18 protein-coding genes are annotated in these 19,059 nt (G+C 68.1%); 8 read left to right on the top strand and 10 right to left on the bottom strand.

Features of this window, described 5'->3' with window-relative positions; all coding sequences use genetic code 11:
• Window positions 1-60 precede the first annotated feature (60 nt).
• Window positions 61-1,593, bottom strand: a complete 1,533-nt coding sequence (locus L8K25_RS18915) for an aminoacyl--tRNA ligase-related protein (protein ID WP_242140552.1) — start codon at window positions 1,591-1,593, stop codon at window positions 61-63.
• A gap of 176 nt (window positions 1,594-1,769) precedes the next feature.
• On the opposite strand from L8K25_RS18915, the gene L8K25_RS18920 reads away from it, so the two are divergent.
• On the top strand, window positions 1,770-2,531 hold the full coding sequence (locus L8K25_RS18920; RefSeq protein ID WP_242140553.1) for an SPFH domain-containing protein: 762 nt from the start codon (window positions 1,770-1,772) through the stop codon (window positions 2,529-2,531).
• Window positions 2,532-2,648: 117 nt separating this feature from the next.
• Here L8K25_RS18920 and L8K25_RS18925 read toward each other — a convergent pair whose 3' ends face one another.
• Together L8K25_RS18925 and L8K25_RS18930 are read right to left on the bottom strand one after the other, a co-directional pair.
• On the bottom strand, window positions 2,649-2,900 hold the full coding sequence (locus L8K25_RS18925; protein ID WP_242140554.1) for a hypothetical protein: 252 nt from the start codon (window positions 2,898-2,900) through the stop codon (window positions 2,649-2,651).
• A gap of 103 nt (window positions 2,901-3,003) precedes the next feature.
• Complete coding sequence (locus L8K25_RS18930; protein WP_242140555.1) at window positions 3,004-3,978, bottom strand: quinone oxidoreductase; 975 nt, start codon at window positions 3,976-3,978, stop codon at window positions 3,004-3,006.
• A 122-nt stretch (window positions 3,979-4,100) separates the two neighbouring features.
• Between L8K25_RS18930 and L8K25_RS18935 the strand changes: the two genes are divergently transcribed.
• A complete protein-coding gene (locus L8K25_RS18935) occupies window positions 4,101-5,525 on the top strand; it encodes an aldehyde dehydrogenase family protein (protein ID WP_242140556.1) in 1,425 nt (474 codons plus the stop codon).
• A gap of 132 nt (window positions 5,526-5,657) precedes the next feature.
• Here L8K25_RS18935 and L8K25_RS18940 read toward each other — a convergent pair whose 3' ends face one another.
• The 3 genes from L8K25_RS18940 to L8K25_RS18950 form a co-directional block, all read right to left on the bottom strand.
• Window positions 5,658-9,716, bottom strand: coding sequence for a translocation/assembly module TamB domain-containing protein (locus L8K25_RS18940; RefSeq protein ID WP_242140597.1), 4,059 nt, complete (start codon window positions 9,714-9,716; stop codon window positions 5,658-5,660).
• 116 nt (window positions 9,717-9,832) lie between these two features.
• Window positions 9,833-11,812: an autotransporter assembly complex family protein gene (locus L8K25_RS18945; RefSeq protein ID WP_242140557.1), complete on the bottom strand. Its 1,980-nt coding sequence runs from the start codon at window positions 11,810-11,812 to the stop codon at window positions 9,833-9,835.
• A 53-nt stretch (window positions 11,813-11,865) separates the two neighbouring features.
• Window positions 11,866-12,078 (bottom strand): hypothetical protein, encoded by a 213-nt coding sequence (locus L8K25_RS18950; protein WP_242140558.1) that lies wholly within the window; start codon window positions 12,076-12,078, stop codon window positions 11,866-11,868.
• A 182-nt stretch (window positions 12,079-12,260) separates the two neighbouring features.
• On the opposite strand from L8K25_RS18950, the gene L8K25_RS18955 reads away from it, so the two are divergent.
• Entirely contained in the window at window positions 12,261-12,443 is a 183-nt protein-coding gene (locus L8K25_RS18955) for a hypothetical protein (RefSeq protein WP_242140559.1), read from the top strand.
• A 14-nt stretch (window positions 12,444-12,457) separates the two neighbouring features.
• On the opposite strand, the gene L8K25_RS18960 is transcribed toward L8K25_RS18955, so the two are convergent.
• Complete coding sequence (locus tag L8K25_RS18960; protein WP_242140598.1) at window positions 12,458-13,084, bottom strand: S24 family peptidase; 627 nt, start codon at window positions 13,082-13,084, stop codon at window positions 12,458-12,460.
• A 93-nt stretch (window positions 13,085-13,177) separates the two neighbouring features.
• Between L8K25_RS18960 and L8K25_RS18965 the strand changes: the two genes are divergently transcribed.
• Entirely contained in the window at window positions 13,178-13,363 is a 186-nt protein-coding gene (locus L8K25_RS18965) for a hypothetical protein (protein ID WP_242140560.1), read from the top strand.
• Window positions 13,360-13,668, top strand: a complete 309-nt coding sequence (locus tag L8K25_RS18970; protein WP_242140561.1) for a hypothetical protein — start codon at window positions 13,360-13,362, stop codon at window positions 13,666-13,668. The genes L8K25_RS18965 and L8K25_RS18970 overlap by 4 nt, the downstream gene beginning before the upstream one ends.
• 56 nt (window positions 13,669-13,724) lie before the next feature.
• Here the strand turns inward: L8K25_RS18970 and L8K25_RS18975 are convergent, their stop codons facing one another.
• Together L8K25_RS18975 and L8K25_RS18980 are read right to left on the bottom strand one after the other, a co-directional pair.
• Window positions 13,725-14,570: a hypothetical protein gene (locus L8K25_RS18975; protein ID WP_242140562.1), complete on the bottom strand. Its 846-nt coding sequence runs from the start codon at window positions 14,568-14,570 to the stop codon at window positions 13,725-13,727.
• Window positions 14,540-15,781, bottom strand: a complete 1,242-nt coding sequence (locus L8K25_RS18980; protein ID WP_242140563.1) for a TIGR04063 family PEP-CTERM/XrtA system glycosyltransferase — start codon at window positions 15,779-15,781, stop codon at window positions 14,540-14,542. The genes L8K25_RS18975 and L8K25_RS18980 overlap by 31 nt, the downstream gene beginning before the upstream one ends.
• A gap of 115 nt (window positions 15,782-15,896) precedes the next feature.
• Between L8K25_RS18980 and L8K25_RS18985 the strand changes: the two genes are divergently transcribed.
• From L8K25_RS18985 to L8K25_RS18995, 3 genes are read left to right on the top strand one after another with little or no spacing between them, the layout of a single operon-like run.
• On the top strand, window positions 15,897-16,055 hold the full coding sequence (locus L8K25_RS18985) for a hypothetical protein (RefSeq protein WP_242140564.1): 159 nt from the start codon (window positions 15,897-15,899) through the stop codon (window positions 16,053-16,055).
• The gene (locus L8K25_RS18990; protein ID WP_242140565.1) at window positions 16,048-17,409 is read left to right on the top strand and encodes a putative O-glycosylation ligase, exosortase A system-associated; all 1,362 of its coding nucleotides are present in this window, start codon (window positions 16,048-16,050) and stop codon (window positions 17,407-17,409) included. The genes L8K25_RS18985 and L8K25_RS18990 overlap by 8 nt, the downstream gene beginning before the upstream one ends.
• Window positions 17,406-18,500 carry an acyltransferase gene (locus tag L8K25_RS18995; protein ID WP_242140566.1) on the top strand — a complete coding sequence of 365 codons (1,095 nt, stop codon included), beginning with the start codon at window positions 17,406-17,408 and terminating at the stop codon, window positions 18,498-18,500. Before L8K25_RS18990 ends, L8K25_RS18995 begins: the two co-directional genes overlap by 4 nt.
• Here the strand turns inward: L8K25_RS18995 and L8K25_RS19000 are convergent.
• Window positions 18,476-19,057 carry a type 1 glutamine amidotransferase domain-containing protein gene (locus L8K25_RS19000; RefSeq protein ID WP_242140567.1) on the bottom strand — a complete coding sequence of 194 codons (582 nt, stop codon included), beginning with the start codon at window positions 19,055-19,057 and terminating at the stop codon, window positions 18,476-18,478. The genes L8K25_RS18995 and L8K25_RS19000 overlap by 25 nt on opposite strands.
• Window positions 19,058-19,059: the final 2 nt, after the last annotated feature.

The raw sequence follows: 19,059 nt of genomic DNA on the forward strand, positions 1-19,059 counted from the left end.
CTCGTTACCTTCAAACGGTATTCCGGGATGCTCCATGTTCCTGTCCTGGCAGGCACACGATCAATAGGCGCGCCCGATCAGCACCCGCTCCACCGCTGGCGCAGCGGTGAACACGCAGGGGCCATCGACCGCGGCTTGCAGCATCGGCGCGTTGCGGATCGTCAGCTTGAGCGCCTTGAGCCGCGCGACCACCGCGTCGAGCGCGGGTCCGGTCGGCCTGGACCATTGCACCTCGAGCCAGCCGGGGTTCTTCACCCCCTCCGCGAAATGCGTCTCGATCGCGGCGAAGTCGGACGCGGCAACGACACTCGCCTCGAGCCGCGCGCTCGCCTCGCCGTGGAGCGACGCCTGGATGTCTGCGAGCATAGCCCCCGCACCCGCGACGAAATCGTCCTGCGCGACGACGTTGCTGTCGAGCTTGCCGTCTTCGCGGTACAGCCGGTCGCGCCGGATAAGCGACACGTTGCCCCCCGCCACGTCGCGCCCGCCGACCTCGATCACGATCGGCGCGCCCTTCTTGACCCAGCCCCAACGCTTGGTCGCGGTCTTGCCGAACTTGAGGTCGAGCAGCGCGCGCACCGGCTCGCCAAGCGCGGTCTGCTGCGCGAGCTTGGCCTGCAACGCCTTGCAATAGTCGATGATCGCCGCGTCCTCGGGATTTTCGCGTAGCATCGGGACGATCACCACCTGCCACGGCGCGATCCGCGGCGGGACACGCAGCCCGTCGTCATCGCCGTGGACCATGATGACCGCGCCGATCATCCGCGTCGACACGCCCCAGCTCGTCGTATTGGCGAGCTCGAACACGCCTTCCGAATTCTGGAACTTGATCTCCTGCGCCTGCGCGAAGTTGGTGCCGAGGAAATGCGAAGTGCCCGCCTGGAGCGCCTTGCCGTCCTGCATCATCGCCTCGATGCTGTAGGTCGAGACCGCGCCGGGGAAACGCTCGTTCTCGGGCTTCTCGCCCGCGACAACCGGAACCGCGAGGCAATCTTCCGAGAAGGCGCGGTAAACCTCGAGCATCTTGAGCGTCTCCTCGCGCGCCTCCTGCGCGGAGGCATGGGCGGTATGGCCTTCCTGCCACAGGAACTCGCTGGTGCGCAGGAACATCCGGGTGCGCATCTCCCAGCGGACGACGTTCGCCCATTGGTTGATGAGCACGGGCAAGTCGCGCCACGACTGCACCCACCGCGCGAACGCCGCGCCGATCACCATCTCCGACGTCGGGCGGACGACGAGCGGTTCCTCGAGCTTCGCCTCGGGATCGGGGATCAGCCGACCAAGCCCGTCCGCCTTTAGCCGGTGATGCGTGACGACCGCCATTTCCTTGGCAAAGCCTTCGACATGCTCGGCTTCCTTTTCAAAATAGGAGAGCGGGATGAACAGCGGGAAGTAGCAATTCTCGTGGCCGGTCGCCTTGATCTGGTCGTCGAGCAACCGCTGGATCCGTTCCCAGATGCCATAGCCCCACGGCCGAATGACCATGCAGCCGCGCACCCCCGATTCCTCGGCGAGATCGGCCTCGGTGATGACGGACTGGTACCAGGCGGAAAAGTCGGCCTCGCGGGTGACGGGGAGTGCGCGTTTGATCATGATCGCGCGGATAGCGACAAATCGGTCGGCGGCAAAGCCCGGCGACTCCCTGCGTGCAGCAAATGCATGCAGGAATGCAACGGACCCTGGATGATTCGGCCGACGATCGGCGTAGATTCGTCCGCGCGGCGCGTGCCGCAGCAAGCCGCATGATCGCGGCATTCAACGGGGTTTTCATGGAGTTCTTGATAGGGGTCGCGGTGCTGTTCGGCATCGCGCTGGTGCTTGCGCTCAAATCTTTCGGCATCAACCAGGAATATGAACGCGGCGTCGTCTTCCGCCTGGGGCGGTTGCAGGCGACCAAGGGGCCGGGGTGGTTCTGGCTGGTGCCGTTGGTCGAGCGCGTCGTGAAGGTCGACATCCGCACGATCACCTACGCGCTCGACACGCAGGAGACGGTGACGCGCGACGGCGTCGCGGTGCGGGTCAATGCGGTGCTGTGGTATCGCGCGTTCGATGCGGCGGGCGTGGTGACGACCGTCAGCAACTGGCAATCCGCGATCGTCCAGGCCGCCGAAACCGCCATGCGCGACGCGATCGGGCAAAGCGACCTCGACCAGATGCTGAAGGACCGCACGACGATCAACAAGCGGCTGTATGAGATCCTGACGACGACCTGCAATCGCTGGGGCGTCGAGTTCGACGCGGTCGAGATCAAGGACCTGGACATACCCGCGCAGATGCAGCGCGCGATCGCGCGCGAGGCCGAGGCGATCCGCGAGAAGCGCGCGCGGATCATCAAGGCGGAGGGCGAACAGGAAGCGGCGGCCAAGCTCAGCGACGCAGCCCGCGTGATCGGCGAGGTGCCGGGCGCACTCGAACTCCGGCGGCTTCAGACGCTGTCCGAAATCGGGGTCGAGCATAATTCGACGATCATCGCGATGTTCCCGACCGAAATCCTCGAGGCGGCGAAACGCATCGCGGCACCTGCCGTCTGACCCACGGCATGGTGGCATCCGTCATGCCCGACCTGTCCCGGCATCCACCGGGTCGCCTCGTCGTCGATCGGCGATGGCGACCCGAAGGGGCCCCGGGCAGGCCCGGGGTGTCACGGCTTAGCGGTAGCGCCAGCCGTTGTGATAGCGATAGCGGTTCTGCCAATAGCGGCGGCCATCCCAATAGCCGCGGCCGTGATAAAAACCGCCGACGCGGGGTGGGCCACGATCGACGAACACCGGACCGTTGGGGCGGCACATGCCTCGCGGTCCGCGATGGCCGCCGCGACCGCAGCCGTCCGCGGCATCCGCCGGCGCGATGGCGGTAAGCGCCACGCCTGCCGCAATCGCTGCCAATACAAGCTTCTTCATGATCACCTCGTGTAGAACGATCCACATTGCCCTTGCGGGACACAAGACAAACCGATCGACACCGCCGGATGTTCCTGACGCTCCGGTTCGGCCCTTTTCCGGGCTAGACCAGCAACAGCGTCGCGCCCGACGTATCTCCTTTCGCCAGCGCGCGATGCGCCTCCGCCGCCTGCTCCAGCGGAAACGTCTGGCCGATCGCGGGAGTGATCGCGCCCGACCGCAGCATCGCGAAGAGCCGGTCGATCCCCGCCTGTCGCTCCTCGGGCGTGACATAGTAGCTGAACAGGGTCGGCCGCGTGACGAACAGCGACCCGCGCGTCGACAGGATGCCGAGGTCGACCCCGGTCACCTTGCCCCCGGCATTGCCGTAACTGACGATCAACCCGCGCCGCGCCGCACAGGCAAGCGAGATGTCCCACGTCGCCATGCCGACCCCGTCCAGCACGACCGGCACGCCCGCACCGGCGGTAATGTCCCGGACCCGCGCCGCGACGTCTTCCTGCTTGTGGAGGATGACGTGATCCGCGCCCGCCGCCCGGGCCTGCGCCGCCTTGTCCTCCGTACCGACCGTCCCGATGACGGTCGCGCCTATCGCCTTGAGCCAGCCGACCAGCAGATGCCCGACCCCACCCGCCGCCGCATGGACCAGCACGGTCTGCCCCGCTTCGATCCTGGCACAGCGTTCGACCAGGAACTCGGTGGTACAGCCCTTCAGCAAAACGGCGGCGGCGGTCCGATCGTCGATGTCGTCGGGCAGCTTGAACACCGTTGTCGCGGCCAGGTTTCGCGCCTGTGCATAGGCACCGAGCGTGGGCCCGAAAGTGCCGACACGGTCGCCCACCGCCAGACCCGTCACCCCGTCGCCGACCGCCTCGACCACGCCCGCCGCCTCCGACCCGAGCCCGCACGGCAGGCTGGCCGGATAGACCCCGCTGCGAAAATAGATGTCGATGAAATTCAGCCCGACCACGGTGTTGCGCATCCGGATCTCCCCCGGGCCGGGGGGCGCCAGGGTGACGTCGGTCCATTCGATCACTTCGGGGCCGCCGGTGCGGTCGATCCGTGCGGTACGCGTCATATGCCGTGTCTCCTGTGGTCGCAGCCGGCACCCTATCGATCAGGTTTCAGGTTGCAACGCTTGTTCGCCCGCGCCAGATATGGCGTTACGTACCCCATATTCAAAAAATGCGGAGGCTGAGGATGAAGAGCTATCTCAAGCACTATATCGACGGCGCCTGGGTCGCGAGCCAGGGCGGCACGCGGCACGACGTGATCAACCCGGCGACCGAGCAGCCCTGCACCGAGATCACGCTCGGCACAGCCGCCGACGTCGATGCCGCGGTACAGGCCGCCCGCGCGGCGTTCGAAACCTTCTCGCAGACCTCGGTCGCCGAGCGTGCGGCGCTGCTCGAGCGGATCATCGACGCGTACAAGAAGCGCATTCCGGATCTGGCCAACGCGGTGAGCAGCGAGATGGGCGCGCCAATCGGCTTCGCGATGGCAGCGCAGGTCCCGGCCGGGCTTGGTCATTTCCTCTCGACACTGAAGGCGCTCAATGCCTTCGCGTTCGAGGAACGGCTGGGGCGGTCGACGGTGGTGCATGAACCGCTGGGCGTGGTCGCGATGATCACCCCGTGGAACTGGCCGCTCAACCAGATTACCGCAAAGGTCGCCCCCGCGATCGCGGCCGGCGATACCATGATCCTGAAGCCGAGCGAGGAATCGCCGGGCTGCGCCGTGATCCTCGCGGAGATCATGGACGCAGCGGGCGTTCCGAAGGGCGTCTTCAACCTCGTCAACGGTGACGGCCCCGGCGTGGGCGTCGCGCTGTCGAGTCACGGCGACGTCGACATGGTGAGCTTCACCGGATCGACCCGCGCTGGGATCGCCGTGGCGCAAGCCGCCGCCGCGACGGTCAAGCGCGTTCATCAGGAGCTTGGCGGCAAGGCCGCCAACCTCGTGCTGAAAGGCGCCGATCTCGGCACGGTGCTGCCGCCGACCGTGCAGGGCGTGCTGGCCAATTCGGGGCAGAGCTGCATTGCGCCGACCCGTCTGCTCGTCCACGCCAGCCAGGTCGACGAAGCAACCGCGATCGTCAAGGCGATGATGGAGGGCACGCAGGTCGGCGACCCCGCCGAGATGGGCGCGCACATCGGCCCGGTCGTCAACAAGGCGCAGTTCGACAAGATCCAGGGCCTGATCCAGTCCGCGATCGACGAGGGCGCCACGCTCGTGACCGGCGGCACCGGGCGGCCCGATGGGCGCAACGCGGGCTATTTTATTAAGCCGACGCTGTTCGCCGACGTGACGCCGGAGATGCGGATCGCGCAGGAGGAAGTGTTCGGCCCGGTCGCCACGATCACCCGCTACGACACCGAGGACGAAGCGGTGAAGATCGCCAACGGCACGCCGTTCGGCCTGTCGGCGACCATTTCGGGCGATCCCGCCGCCGCCGCGAAGGTCGCGCCGCGGCTGCGCGCCGGGCTGGTCACGATCAATTCGTGGAGCCCCGACGGCAATGCGCCGTTCGGCGGATACAAGCAGTCGGGCAACGGGCGCGAGAACGGCAAGTTCGGGCTGGCCGATTTCATGGAGGTCAAGACGGTGGTGGGCGCGCCGGAGTAACCGGCTTCCCGCCCTGACCCGGCTCGCTCGCCAGCCGCGTCACGGTGGCGCGCGCCGTGCCGTCGCGCTGCGATCCTATGCTGGACTTGCCCCCGGCGGCCCACGCCGCCGCCGGGGGTGACGGCACCGCGCTCAATAATCCTTCGAAACGCGCAGGTTCGCGCTCTGCCGCCCGAGCGTCGAGATCGTCGACAGGACCGACAGCCAGCGCGTCACCTGGAACTCCACCTGGGTCGCGGAATAGCCGGCACCGTCGGTAACGATCTCGGCATAGAAGCGGCGCGTGATATATTTGCCAGCGGCGATCGACGTGCGCTGCCCCGTTTGCGGATCGGCCGAGACGATCCGCAACCGATCCAGCCCCGCGACGCGGCGCACGGCGTTGATCGGGTCGAGCCCGCCCTTGCCATTCTGCAGCGCCGCGACGGCGGAAGCGAGCTGCAGCGCCTCGGGGGCCGACAGATTGGTGATCGACGTCCCGAACAACAGGCGCGACAGCAGTTCGTCCTGCGGCAACGCGGGCACGCTGGAAAAGGCGATCTCGGGTTTCAGAGCAGGTCCGGTCACGTTGATCGTCGCGGTCAGGCCGGTGGTGTTGGCATTGGCGGCAATATCGAGCGCGGGGTTGGCCGGTGCTTCGCCCGTGAACAGGATCTTGCCGCGTTCGAGCGCGAAGGTCCGCCCCGCGAAATCGTAATTTCCCCGCACGAGATCGGCGCGTCCCGAAATCGCCGGATTGTCGGGTGCTCCGCCGATCTGCAGATCCGCCAGCCACTCGCTGCGCAGGCCGAGACCCGACACGATCAGCTGGTTGGGCGCGCGCGCGTGGATCGCGAGCCGCCATGGCGCGCGCGGAACGTCGTCATCCTCGGTGCCGCCGCCGGGAAGGTTGATCTCGCGGATGTTGAGCTGCGGCACGGCGCTCGCAGCGGTCGCCTGGCCGAGCCGGTAGCGGCTCTTGTCGAGGCGCAAATCGCCCGAGATGGTGCCGCCGCGCTTGTCCGACTGGAAGCGCAGCGGCCCGGTGACCGTCGCGCCGATGTCGTCGCGCGCGATCATCACCGCATGGTCGGCCTGGACCGCGAGGTCGAACCCGCTGTTCGCGCCGAAATCGAAACTGCCCTTGCCCGTGACGTGACCACCCTTGCCCGCGTCGGCGGTAAAGGTGTCGATCGTCAGCCGCGATCCGCCGAACTGCCCGTTGGCGACGACATTGGTCAGGACGGTGCCGGTCGTCGCGCTTTCGATCCGCGCGCCTCGCGCCTGTACCACGCCCCGGATCTGCGGGTTGCCGACACGACCGCCGACATCCGCGCCGATCGCGACGGGGCCGGTCAGGTCGAACAGTTCGATCCCGGTGAGCCGCCACAAGGTATCCGCGGCGCCATCGTAGCGCAGCTGCGCGAAGAGCCCTGCATCGGCGACGCGCGTCGCGAGATCCTGCCCAGCGGGCAGGTTGAGCAACATCTGCGCCCGGCCGACGGTCTTGCCCCCGGTCGCCGCAACCGCCCGCGCCGCGATCCGGTCGGCCGACAGGATGCCGGCCACCCCGACGTCGACCGGTCGGGACGTCAGCACCAGCCCCGAGCGGGTCAGCCCGCGCACCGTCATGTCGATCCGCCCGGTGGGCGGCGCGGCGCCCCCCTGTGCGTAGGACAGGCTGCCCGACGCGCTACCGCCGAGCCCAAGACCGGGATACCCGATATCGAGGATCGTCAGCGGCATGTGCGCGAGCTTCGCATCGATCGCATTCGCCCCGCGGGTGAACCGCCCGGACAGCTGCGCATCGCCCCCCGCGAACGTCAGTTCGGTCGGTGTCAGACGCCAGCCCGTATTTTCGGCCTCGCGCGTGAACACGGCGGGCGTCACCAGTTTGAGCGGACGGCGGTCGAGCGTTCCCTGGGCGGACACGACCCAGCGATCGGGCGTGACCTGCGCCACCGACCGGATGTCGAAGGCGCGCCCACCCGACCCTGCGATCGACGCCGTCACCGTGCCGACACCGCCGCGCAGCGACGCGCGCGCGGCAAAACGGCCCAGGACGAGCGACCCGCGCCGCAAGCCGCCACCGACAAGGTTCGCCTCGATCGACGTGCCGGCTGGATCGAGCACCGTCACCGCGTCGAGATGCGCCCGCCGGATCGTGACCCCGTCGGCCAGGCTTGCCGCGCGCGCGTCGAGGTGCGCCTCGATCCGTTGGTTGTCGCCGACCGGCGCAAACAGCAATGCGCCCGCCATCCCGCCCCCGGCCACCGCCAATCGTCCGTTGAACCCGCCGTCGACGATCGCCAGCGGCCCCGTCAGATGCGTGCCGCTCACCGCCAGGTCGGCGATCGCGATCGTTCCGCCGCCGCCCGGTGGCAGCAGGATCGCACCATTGCCCGTGAACGGCCCGAGCCTGGATCCCCCGCGCGCGGTAAAGGCGAACCCCGCGTCGGTCGGATCGAGATGCGCGACGACGTCCGTAAGGCCCAGGACATCGTTCGGCCGCTGGAACACCAGATCGAGCGTCGGCCGGTCGATCTTGCCATCGAGCTTCAGGGTCAGTGGCCCATAGGTCTGCTGCGTCCCGCTGCCCTCGAAATGGAACGTGCCGTCACGGCGGCGGATGCCGTTTCCGACGATCCGGATCTGCGGGCCGGTCAGCACCAGATTGTTCAGGTGCAGCACCCCGTCCGGGGTGCGTTCGAGCCCGGTGACGAGCCGCGGCAGCCCCCCCGCCAGCGAGCGGAAGAAGGCATTGTCGAGCCGCACCATCTGCGCGACCCCCTGCCCCAGCACGCGCGTGCCGTGGCCGTCGGGGCCGGGCACGACCTTGAGCATCGTCCTGACGTCGACCACGCCGAGCCCCGGGATCAGGTACCGGCCGAGCCCCCCGTTAATCGCGATGTCGTATCGGCCATCGCGCAGGTCGAGCAACAGGTTGAACCGCCCGCTCAGCTTGTCCGAGGTCAGCCGCATGTCGTCGCCGGTGACCAGGGTCGACGTCACGCGCAGCACGCCCTGCATCGTCAGGTTGCGCAGGATGCCGCCCGCGACGTCGCCGACCCCCGTCACGCGCGCGGCGACGAAGCGGATCGGAACGAGCACCGGCGATGTGGACAGGCGCCCGCTGCCCGCCGCAAAGGCATCCTCGAATCCGGTATCGTCGAAGGCGAAGCGCTTCGCCGCCAGCCGATAGTCGAACCGCGCGGTTGCGAAGGCGCCGTCGAGGAGTACGCGCAGTTCGATCGCGCGGCCCGACATGTTGGGGAAGAGCCCCGTCGGGCGGACCAGGATCGCATGCAACCGAACGCCCCGAAACGCGTTCGCGGCGAGGTCGAGGATACCATCGGCGGTCACGCTCAGCGATACCGAGCGGAGCGACAGCGTGCCTTTCAGCTGGCGATTGAACAGCGTCGCGGTGCCATGCGTCAGTACGCGCGGCGCCGACAGCCGCTGCAACTTGCCATGCGACAGCGGAGCCGGCGTCAACACACCGGCCAGCGCATAGGCGCCGGCGCGATTGGTCAGTTTGAGGTCGACGAGCCGGACCTTGCCGACCACCGCGACCGCGCTGCCGTCCCATTTCGCCCAGGTGCCGCGACCAGCGATATCGAGCGCGATCGGGCGCAGGAAACCGGTCAGTTTGGCGAGCACCCCGTTGGCGGCCCCGCGCGCGTGCGTGTCGATCGCGAAACGATTGCGGTCGGGTGCCGCGTCGATCCTCATGCGCAGCGTGTCGCTTTGGGCGACCATGGCGTCGAGATCGACCAGCGCGCGGCCGCGGTGGATGGTCGCGCGTCCCGACAACCTGCCGACGCGCTCGACCCCGGTCACCGCCTTCGCCAGGACGATCCGATCGATCGCCAGCGCCCCGATCCGGATGTCGAACGACGGCAGGATCGGCTGCCGGGTGTCCGACTTGATCAGATCGGGCAACCGCTCGAGCCGTGCCTGCGCGATGTGCAGCCGGGTGATGTCCAGCCGATTGTCCAGCCAGCGCAACGGGGACCAGTCGAGCTCCGCGCGCGGCGTGGAAAAGACCAGCCCGCGCCGGTCGCGAATCCGCAGGTCGATCAGCGTCGCCTTGCCATAGATCGACCCGTCGATCCGCCCGATGCTGTAGCGCAACCCGTTCGACGGACGCAGCGCCGCGATCCGGTCGGTCAGCAGCCGGTGCCCAATGCCGGTGTCGAGCAAGGCCACCATCGCCGCGACCAGCGCGAGCGCGCCCAGCAGCACCCCGAACGCAATCCGCCCCCACCGCCGGTGCCGCGGCACCGCCACGATGGCATCGTCGGGGGTCGGGGGCGCCAGCGGTTCGCTCAAAAGGCCTGTCCCAACGAGACGTAGACGGCGACCCGCGGATCGCCCTTGGCCGGGTTGACGGGCGTGCCGACGTCGATACGGATCGGGCCGAAATTGGTGTAATAGCGCAGGCCGATCCCGGCGCCGTAGCGCATGTCGGTCAGTTTGGGCAGTCCGCTGGTGTAGATGTTGCCGCCGTCGAAGAACGGCACGACCCCGAAATTGCCAAAGGCCTTGACCCGCGCCTCGATCGAAAATTCGGACAGGCTGCGGCCGCCGATCGGATCGTTGTTGGGATCGCGCGGGCCGATATCCTGATAGCCATAGCCGCGCACCGAGGCGCCGCCGCCGGCATAGAAACGCCGCGACGGCGCGATCGCATCGCGCGGGGCACCGACGATCGTCCCGAGCCGGATCCGCCCGGCGAGGACGGTCCCCTTGGTCACCGTGCGATAGGTGCTGGCGTCGAGCTGCACGCGGGAATAGCCGAAGACGTTCCCCTCGAGCGACAGCTCCGGCGAAAACCGACCGCTCAGCCGGAATCCGCGCGAGGGGTTGAGCAGATCGTCCGACCCGTCATAACTGAGCGTGGTCGGCAGCGCGCCGATGAAATAGGTCCGCCGTCGCGGCGCGCCGGTCGAGACGATCACGTCGCGCTCGTCCGATGCCAGCAGCTCCCCCCCCAGCGACCAGGTCCATTTCTTCTGGAAGAAGATGTTGGTCTGCCGTTCCAGGCTGGCGGCAAGCCCGAAGGTTCGCGCCTGATACGCATTGCGCGTCAGGTTGGAGGCGGTGACCGAGGCGGTCAGGATCCGGTCGCGACCGTTGAAATTGTTACGCCGGAAGATGACGCTGGCGAGTTGCTCCTGCGTGCCGAGCACGCCGCGCAGCGTGAGCCCCCCTTCGGGCGGGAACAGGTTGCGATGGGTCCAGCTCACCTCCGATCGCGCACCTTCGCCCGTGCCATAGCCGATCTCGCCGGCGATGGTATGCGGCGGCGCGCGTTCGACGCCGACGGCGATGTCGACGGTGCCGGGTTCCTTCCCCTCGACGGGTGCGACCTTGACCGTGGATACGAGCCCGGTCTGGATCAGCGCGCGCCGCAGGTCGACCAGCGCGGACGCATCATAGGGATTACCCGGGGTGAAGCGCGCAATGTCCTGAACATGATCGGCATCGAACACCTGCTGCCCGGACGTCATCACGATATGCCCGAACCGCCGCTGCGCGCCGGGGACGACCGCCACATCGAGCGTCGCGCTGTGCGCCGCGCGGTCCACCACGATTTCGGGATCCCCGACCACCGCAAAGGGGAAGCCCTTGTCGGTGATCGTCGTCACCAGCGCCGATTGGCCCGCGACGACCGAATCGGAATTGACCGGATCCCCGGCGTGCAGCCCGAAGGCCTTGCGCAGCAGCGCCTCCTTGTCCCCCGCGCCGGCCACGCCGGACAGGGTCACGCCGCTGAACGTATAGCGCGTGCCGGGATCGGCATCGAGCACCACCAGCGGATGACGGGCGTTGGGCTCGACCCGCGTCGCCACGCGCGCATCGTAATAGCCGTCCGCCTTGAGCAACGACACCAGCAAGGACGCATCCTCGCGCGCGCGCCGGTCGAGCTGCGCCGCGTTGGCGGGCTGGCCGTCATTGGTCGCCAGCGTCGACAATTGGTCGAAACGGTCCCGCAGCAGCGCGCTCGCGACCCCGTCGATCCCATCGATGCGGTAGCTGTAGCGCGCCTCTCCCGTCAGCGTGGCGACCGTCGGCACGACCAGCGGCTCGACCGGGGCCTTGGACAGATCGGGCCAATCCACCCCAAGTCCGGGCAACGGCGCCATCGGCGATTGCGGGTCGAGGTGCTGCGGCTCGATCGCGGGGGAAGCCAGTACGGACGGCTCCGCTGCCGGACGCACCTGTGCAGCCGCGCACGGACACCCCACGACAAAGACCCCGACGGCGGCAAGCAACTGGCCCCGCCGCCCAACCGGTAACGACATGGATCCGTCCTAGCCCGGCAATCGGCGAAGCGACAGGGGGTAGGCGTGCGCGGTTAGTGAACCGTGCCGATCGCGCGATCGGACGACAGAAAGGCGATCAGCCGCTCGATCTGGCGCCAGCGGCAAAAGTGCAGATAGTTGCCGAGGTCCCTGCTGCGATCCGCGCGCGCCGCGGCTTCCGAGCACGCCTCGCTCCCGAACATGGTGATCAGGTCTGCCGCATCGGTGCATTCGGCGCGATCAGCGAGATAGGGAAGATGCGGCATTCTGGCTCCAGACGGGTCCGAGGCGACCGATGATCCGCCCGGCGATGCAGGCGCCTAGCAACTCTTATCGGCTGCGTCACGCATCCACGAGCACGCAATTGCGCCGTTGGTGTTCCATTTGATCCACCGCTCCCGGATCGGGACGCTGGCGTACGATCCCGGGACATGGCAGAGGATTCCGCATGGCATCTTCCCCCCCGCCCCGCTCGCCCGTCGCCGGTGGTTCCCTGATCGCGCTGGGGGCGATCGTGGGGGCAGCGGTCGGGCTGTTCACGGTCCTTGGGCCGACGCGCGGCTTCCTGCTCGGGCTCTCGGGCGGGGTCGCGATGTCGTTGGCGATCTGGTTGCTCGACCGCAGGCGCTGACGCCGCGGCCCCGTTTACCGCAGCGCGCGCGAAAGCCACACCACGCGGCCGACGATATCGGCTTGCTGCAGGACGATGTCCGGATAGGCAGGGTTGTCGCTCGCGACGGTGATGGCGGCGTCACGCCGCGAAACGCGCTTGACCAGCAACATCCCGTCGTGCCGCAGGACGAAGATCGCCGGACGGGCCCCGACCCGCTGGTCGCGCTCGTCGACCACCAGCGTGTCCCCATCGGCAATCGTCGGCAGCATGGAATCGCCGCGCGCGGTCAGCATACCGGCGTCGGACGGACTTAGCCGCAAATCGGTCAGCAGGCGCGGGTCGAGCAGCATGGTACGGGCGCCGTCGCGGCTTTCCGCCCCGTCGACCATTGCGCCGGGTCCGGCGGAGGCCTCCACCGACAGGCGGCGGATCGCGGTCATCCGGGGCGTGGACGGCCCGCCGAGTTCGCTTTGATCCACCCGGAAATACGCGGCCAGCAAGGCACGGTCGCGCTCCGCCAGGACCCGCGGCGTTCCCCGTCGCACATATTGCTGCAGATAGGCGTCGTTCCGGCGCAGCATCCGCGACAGCGCGGCATAGCCGACGCCGTGCTGCGCGACGAGCGCCGCCAGACGGGCACGAGGATCGGACGCATCCATGGTCAAAACGATACCATAGGAAAATTCCTAGACAAGTTGGAAATGGCGGAACACATCGGGAACATAAAGCGACTCAAACCGAAAGGCCATCCGATGTCGGTACTGTACAAGATCGATCGTTATCTCCGCGCAACCGCGATGCCGCCGACGACGTTCGGGCGGCTGGCAGTGCGCGATCCCCGGCTCGTGCAGGATCTGCGGCGGGGGCGCGAGCCGGGCGCGCGGATGGTCCGCCGCATCGAAGCCTTCCTCGCGACCCAGCGGGACTTGCCGCGATGAGCCGCGGTCCCGATGCCACCATGCTGTTGCAGCGCCAGCTGGAACGCCATGCCGATCGCTGCGGCATCGCCCTGACCTGGCATGCGCTGCACGTCCGCCGATGGGCCAGCGCGACCTTCGTCGGCGCGCAACACCGGCTTGCCCTGTCGATCAGCGGTGCGGGCACCGCCGCCTGGGCGGCGGCGCTGGACGAGGTCGACCTGCCGTTGCGAGGGCATCTGGTGGCGGATCTGGTCGTGACGACGATCACCCAGGCCGACGACAGCGCCGACCTTGGCATCGAGGTGCTCACCGTCGAAACGTAAGGACGGACCGATCGATCCTGCCGGTCTGCCGCGAAGGAGCCGTGGTGTCTGGCGGCCTAGCGCGCGCGCAGCGCCATGCTGCGCAGTTCGGCAAGCGCGGCTTCCAGCCCTCGTTCCGGCTGGTCGGACCGATCGTTCGGCGGGCGCTGCACCACCTGCTCGAGCCGGTCGAGCAAGGCATGGATCGACTCCGAAGGATCGATCTTCCCCGGCTTCAGGCGAAAGGTTTCCAGGCGCTCCCCCGGCGCGAAAGTCTGCGGACGCGCGGATACGGGCTCGGTACGATACGCCGCGAGCGGCACGTCGAGATCCTTCGGCAAGGCGCGTTCGGCACCCGGCGCAACCGTCCCGGGGAAGAGCAAGCCGGACACCGCGTCCCCGCCCGTCTTCGGTGCCCCCGTCTTGGGTTCTTCCGTCTTGGGTTCTCGCGTCATCGACGCCGTTGTGAGGGGCGTTTGCGCTGCGCCGTCCCCGGCGGAGACCTGCAGGAACGGCGTGCCCAGATCACGGTCGGCACGCAGGGGGCGACGTGCGGGCGCATCCGGGTGCGCATCGGCGCGACGGAGGATTGGTGCGGCTTCCTCCCGGGATGCGCCTTCGTCGATGGTGATGCCATGCTCGGCGACCGCCGCCGACCGCGTCCCCAGGACCAGAAACGCTGCGAACCAGCCGATCACGCCCAGTCCCCCACCCCCGAACACGACCATCAGCAGCCGAGCGGTGAAACCGAGTGGCGGGGCCGCGGCCGAGACGATCGCGGCGATGCCGCTGTCGAGCGCGATCGTCTCGACCACGCCGATCGGCACCGCGGCCAGCACCACGGCGGCACAGCTGCCGACGAGCGCGCCGACGAGCGGCGCGACGGGGAGGATCAGGCGTTGAGAATCGGAGTGGACGGCCATGGAGCGAACCTTGCCTGGGGATCGGTGAGTTTCTGGTAAACGGGGGCGTAACATGCAACGTTGAGCGCCCAGTTGCGCTCTTTCTCGACGAAGGCGCGGCCGCGGTCGCGTCGTCCGTCCCAGCTTGCCCGGTCCGCCAGCAACCTCGCCAGCGCCTGTGCCATCGCGGCGGGATCGTCCGGCGCGAACAGCGTACCGGTCACCCCGTCCGCGATCAGCTCGCGATGCCCGCCGACATCGGACGCCGCGACGAGTCGGCGCTGCGCCATCGCTTCCAGCGGCTTGAGTGGCGTGACGAGATCGGTCAGCCGCATATGCTTGCGCGGATAGGCGAGGACGTCGATCACGCTGTAATAGCGCTCGACCTCGGTGTGCCGCACGCGGCCGACGAAATGGATATGACCCGCGACCGGAGAGGTCGCCGCCTGCGCACGGAGCGCCGCCTCGACCGGGCCGCCGCCGACCAGCACGAGATGCGCGCGCGGCCGCGCCGCGACGAGCTGCGGCATCGCGGCGAGCAGATCGTCGAGCCCCTCGTAATCGTAGAAGCTCCCGATGAAGCCGATGACCTCGGCAGCGCCGATACCGAGCTGCGTGGCCAGCGCGGTATCGTAAGCGGGCGGCTCCCCGAACACCGAGAGATCGACTCCATTGGGCGACACGAACACCTTGTCGCGATCGATCCCGCGCGCGACGAGATCGCGGCGCAGCCCATCGCAGATCACCGCGACTGCATCGGCACGGCGCACCGCATAGGTTTCCAGCGCGCGAGTGGCGCGATAGACTGCGGATCCCTCGCGCCCCGTGCCGTTGCCGACCGCCGCATCCTCCCAGAAGGCGCGGATCTCATACACCAGGGGCAGCGAACGTCGCCGCGCGACCCGCAGCGCGGCCAGCGCATCCAGCACCGGCGAGTGCGCATGCAACACGTCCGGCCGGAAAGCCTCCACCACGGCATCGATCCGCTTGGCGAAGGCATGGATTTCGCGGAGTTCCCGAAGAACCGGCGGCATGCCCCTGACCGGCGCGGTGCGATGGAAGTCGATCGCGTCGATCGTTTCCTCGGCGGCGGGGGCGTCTCCGTGGCGCGGGCCGGTGACGGCCGCGACCTGCCATCCGCGCCGCATCTGGCTCTTCAGGATTGCCCGCGTCCGAAAGGTATAGCCGCTGTGGAGCGGCAAGCCGTGATCGAGGATGTGAAGAATCCGCATGCGCATCGGTTAGCGCAAGAGTGTTTAACGGAGCCTCAACCGCCCGCGCGCTAGGACGACGCCGTGGCCGGCCTGACGGACACGCGGGACACGGGCGTCGAAGGGGTTTGCGCGGATGATCGACAATTTCGCGCTCGCCGTCAGCCATGGCCTGATCGCGTTGACGGTCTGGCTGCTCCTGCGCCGTCCCGACCTCGACCGGGAAGCCGCCGCTACCGCGAACGACCCCGCGCCCGCCACCCCAGAAAGACCGGGGAGACGCCCGCGTGCGTGACCTGTTCTTCGTCGCGTTCCTTGCGGCCTTCTTCGCGGCGGGGTTCCGGCGGCCGTTCGTGTTCGTGCTGTCCTATGTCTATATCGACATCGTTTCGCCGCAGCGCCTGACCTATCTGCTGCTCAATTCGGTTCCGATCTCGCTGGTTGCGGTCGCGCTCGCGGTCGGCGGCTTCCTGCTCGCCGACGACAAGCGCGACGTCCGCCTTGCCCCGCGCCAGCTGCTGATCGTCCTGCTGCTGCTATATTGCGGCCTCACCACGCGCAGCGCCGATTTCCCGGTCGAAGCGCTCGATAAATGGGGTTGGGTGTGGAAGACGCTCGCCTTCGCCGCCTTCCTCCCGCTGACCCTGCGCACCCGCCTGCGGATCGAGGCACTGCTGGTGGTGATGATCGCCTCGGCGGCGTCGATCATCATCGTCGGCGGGCTGAAGACGATCGCCAGCGGCGGGGGCGGCTATGGCACGCTCAACCTGATGGTCGCGAACAATTCGGGGCTTTACGAAGGCTCGACCATTTCGACCGTCGCGGTCGCGATCATCCCGCTGATCCTGTGGTTCACCCGCTACGGGACCATCTTCCCGCCGGGATGGAAGGTGACCGCCTTCTGCTATGCGCTGGTGTTCGCCTGTCTGCTGATCCCGGTCGGCACGTCGACCCGCACCGGCCTGCTCTGCATCGGGCTGGTCGCGCTGTTGATGCTGCGCGATGCCAAGCGCAAACTCCTGTATCTCGGCCTGATCGCGGCGGCGGGGCTGATCGCGGTGCCGTTCCTGCCGAGCGCCTTCACCGAGCGGATGGGCACGATCAAGACTTATAAGGGCGATGAATCCGCCTCCACCCGGCTCGCGGTGTGGGGCTGGACGTGGGATTATGCCAAGCAGCACCCGCTGGGCGGCGGGTTCGAAATGTATCGCCAGAACCAGATCCGCTACGACACCGAAAAAGTCGAAGGCGACGGCAACAACGCGACCGTCGACCGCAAGCTGACGGTCGACAAGGCGCGCGCCTTCCACAGTGCCTATTTCGAGATGATCGGCGAGCAGGGCTTTCCCGGCCTGCTGCTGTGGGCGCTGATCAACGGGATCGGGCTGATCCGCATGGAAGTGCTGCGCCGTCGCTATCGCAAGGGGGACGCGCACCAGGCGTGGATCGCGCCGCTCGCCGGGGCGCTGCAATCCGCGCATATCGTTTACCTGCTGGGCGCAGCGTTCATCGCGATTGCGTTCCAGCCGTTCGTCTACATGCTGATCGGCGCGCAGATCGGCCTGGACACCTATCTCGCGCGCAAGCGCGCCGAACAGACGTTCCGGCCGCTTCGCAAGGCCCGCCCCGCGCGGATCGCCACGACGTGACCGCGCGCGCCGAGTTGCGCGCGCTCACCGGGGTGCGCGGGATCGCCGCCTGGTGGGTCGTGCTGTATCACATCCGCCTGTCGATCGCCGGATTGCCCCCCTTCTGGCTGGCGCTGTTCGCCAAGGGGTATCTGGCGGTCGATTTCTTCTTCTTGCTGTCGGGCTTCGTCTTGTGGCTGAGCTGGAACGACCGCCTGCGCAGCGGCGGGATCGGCGCGATTCCCGGGTTCCTGTGGCGTCGGCTGGCGCGGATCTGGCCGCTTCACCTGTTCATGCTCGCGTGCGCGACCGCGCTTGCGCTCGCGCTCGCCGCGATCGGCAAGGGGGACGCACAGGCCTTTCCCTTCGCCGCCCTGCCGCTGCATATCCTGCTGCTGCAGAATTGGGGGTTCACCGATCGGCTCGCCTGGAACGATCCGAGCTGGTCGATCAGCACCGAATGGGCGGCCTATATCCTGTTTCCGGTCCTGGCGATCGTCCTCGACTGGCGACGGGTGCCGACCGCCGGCATCGTCGCGGCGATCGTTGCGCTGGGCGTGCTGCTGCACGCCGCAATGGCCGGCGCGCTGACCCTCGGCACCGACATCTGGTCGCTCGGCCTGCGCCGCTGCCTGATCGAATTCGTGATGGGAACCGCGACCTGCGCGCTGTGGAGCCGATACCGGACGACCCCGATCGGCCCCGCCATGGTCGCGCTGTTCGTCTTCGGCGGCGCGGTTACAGCATGTGCATTGGGCGCGCGCGAAACGCTCGTGGTGCCGTGCGGATGCGCGGCCGGGTTGCTTGCCCTTGCCCTGACGTCGGGTCTCCCGGGAAACCCGCTGGCCGCGCCGTTCTTCCACCGACTCGGCGAGATCAGCTATGCGACCTATCTCGGCCATTTCCTGTTGTTCGTCGTGGTCAAGCTCGTGCTCGTGCGCGACGCGCATGCCGTGCCACCACCGGTCATCGCGCTCTACCTGGCACTCGTGCTGGCCAGTTCGGTCGTCCTGTACGCCCGCGTCGAGCAACCCGCGCAGGAGCGGATGAACCGGCTCGCCAAGACCTGGCGAGCCGGTTCGCGGCGTCACGCGTCCGCCGTGTCTTCCTGATCGGCTTCCTGGTCGTCCAAGTCTTCCTGCAGCGCCTGCAGGATCGCCTTGTTGAACGCCGGAATGTCGTCCGGCTTGCGGCTGGTGATGAAAGGACCGTCGCGGACGACCTCCTCGTCGACCACGTCCGCACCGGCATTCGCCAGGTCGGTCCGCAGCGACGGCCAGCTCGTCATGCGGCGACCATCGACGACGTCCGCCTCGATCAACAGCCACGGCGCGTGGCAGATCGCGGCGATCAACTTGCCGTCGTCGGCGAATTCCTCGACGATCTCGACCGCGCGGTCATCCATCCGCAAGGCATCGGGATTGGCGACGCCTCCCGGCAGGAGAAGCGCGGTGTAATCCTCGGTATCCACGGTATCGAGCGTCATGTCCGGGGTGATCGTCTGCCCCTTCTGGTCATGCTCCATGCCCTGGATCGGATCCATCTTGGGCGCGGCCAGAGTGACTTTGACGCCCGCGTCGAGCAGCGCCTTGCGCGGCTCGAACAGTTCGGCTTGCTCGAAGCCGTCGGTCGCGATGATGAGAACGTGCGCCTGCGAAAGCTCGGCCATGA

Source organism: Sphingomonas sp. TREG-RG-20F-R18-01, assembly GCF_022662475.1.
In the GTDB taxonomy this organism is placed as follows: Bacteria; Pseudomonadota; Alphaproteobacteria; order Sphingomonadales; family Sphingomonadaceae; genus Sphingomonas.

Excerpts from the sequence above, each read along its gene's own strand:
- L8K25_RS18915 (WP_242140552.1), bottom strand. The coding sequence starts at position 1,593 with ATGATCAAACGCGCACTCCCCGTCACCCGCGAGGCCGACTTTTCCGCC.
- L8K25_RS18920 (WP_242140553.1), top strand. The coding sequence starts at position 1,770 with ATGGAGTTCTTGATAGGGGTCGCGGTGCTGTTCGGCATCGCGCTGGTG.
- L8K25_RS18925 (WP_242140554.1), bottom strand. The coding sequence starts at position 2,900 with ATGAAGAAGCTTGTATTGGCAGCGATTGCGGCAGGCGTGGCGCTTACC.
- L8K25_RS18930 (WP_242140555.1), bottom strand. The coding sequence starts at position 3,978 with ATGACGCGTACCGCACGGATCGACCGCACCGGCGGCCCCGAAGTGATC.
- L8K25_RS18935 (WP_242140556.1), top strand. The coding sequence starts at position 4,101 with ATGAAGAGCTATCTCAAGCACTATATCGACGGCGCCTGGGTCGCGAGC.
- L8K25_RS18940 (WP_242140597.1), bottom strand. The coding sequence starts at position 9,716 with ATGGTGGCCTTGCTCGACACCGGCATTGGGCACCGGCTGCTGACCGAC.
- L8K25_RS18945 (WP_242140557.1), bottom strand. The coding sequence starts at position 11,812 with ATGTCGTTACCGGTTGGGCGGCGGGGCCAGTTGCTTGCCGCCGTCGGG.
- L8K25_RS18950 (WP_242140558.1), bottom strand. The coding sequence starts at position 12,078 with ATGCCGCATCTTCCCTATCTCGCTGATCGCGCCGAATGCACCGATGCG.
- L8K25_RS18955 (WP_242140559.1), top strand. The coding sequence starts at position 12,261 with ATGGCATCTTCCCCCCCGCCCCGCTCGCCCGTCGCCGGTGGTTCCCTG.
- L8K25_RS18960 (WP_242140598.1), bottom strand. The coding sequence starts at position 13,084 with ATGGATGCGTCCGATCCTCGTGCCCGTCTGGCGGCGCTCGTCGCGCAG.
- L8K25_RS18965 (WP_242140560.1), top strand. The coding sequence starts at position 13,178 with ATGTCGGTACTGTACAAGATCGATCGTTATCTCCGCGCAACCGCGATG.
- L8K25_RS18970 (WP_242140561.1), top strand. The coding sequence starts at position 13,360 with ATGAGCCGCGGTCCCGATGCCACCATGCTGTTGCAGCGCCAGCTGGAA.
- L8K25_RS18975 (WP_242140562.1), bottom strand. The coding sequence starts at position 14,570 with ATGGCCGTCCACTCCGATTCTCAACGCCTGATCCTCCCCGTCGCGCCG.
- L8K25_RS18980 (WP_242140563.1), bottom strand. The coding sequence starts at position 15,781 with ATGCGGATTCTTCACATCCTCGATCACGGCTTGCCGCTCCACAGCGGC.
- L8K25_RS18985 (WP_242140564.1), top strand. The coding sequence starts at position 15,897 with ATGATCGACAATTTCGCGCTCGCCGTCAGCCATGGCCTGATCGCGTTG.
- L8K25_RS19000 (WP_242140567.1), bottom strand. The coding sequence starts at position 19,057 with ATGGCCGAGCTTTCGCAGGCGCACGTTCTCATCATCGCGACCGACGGC.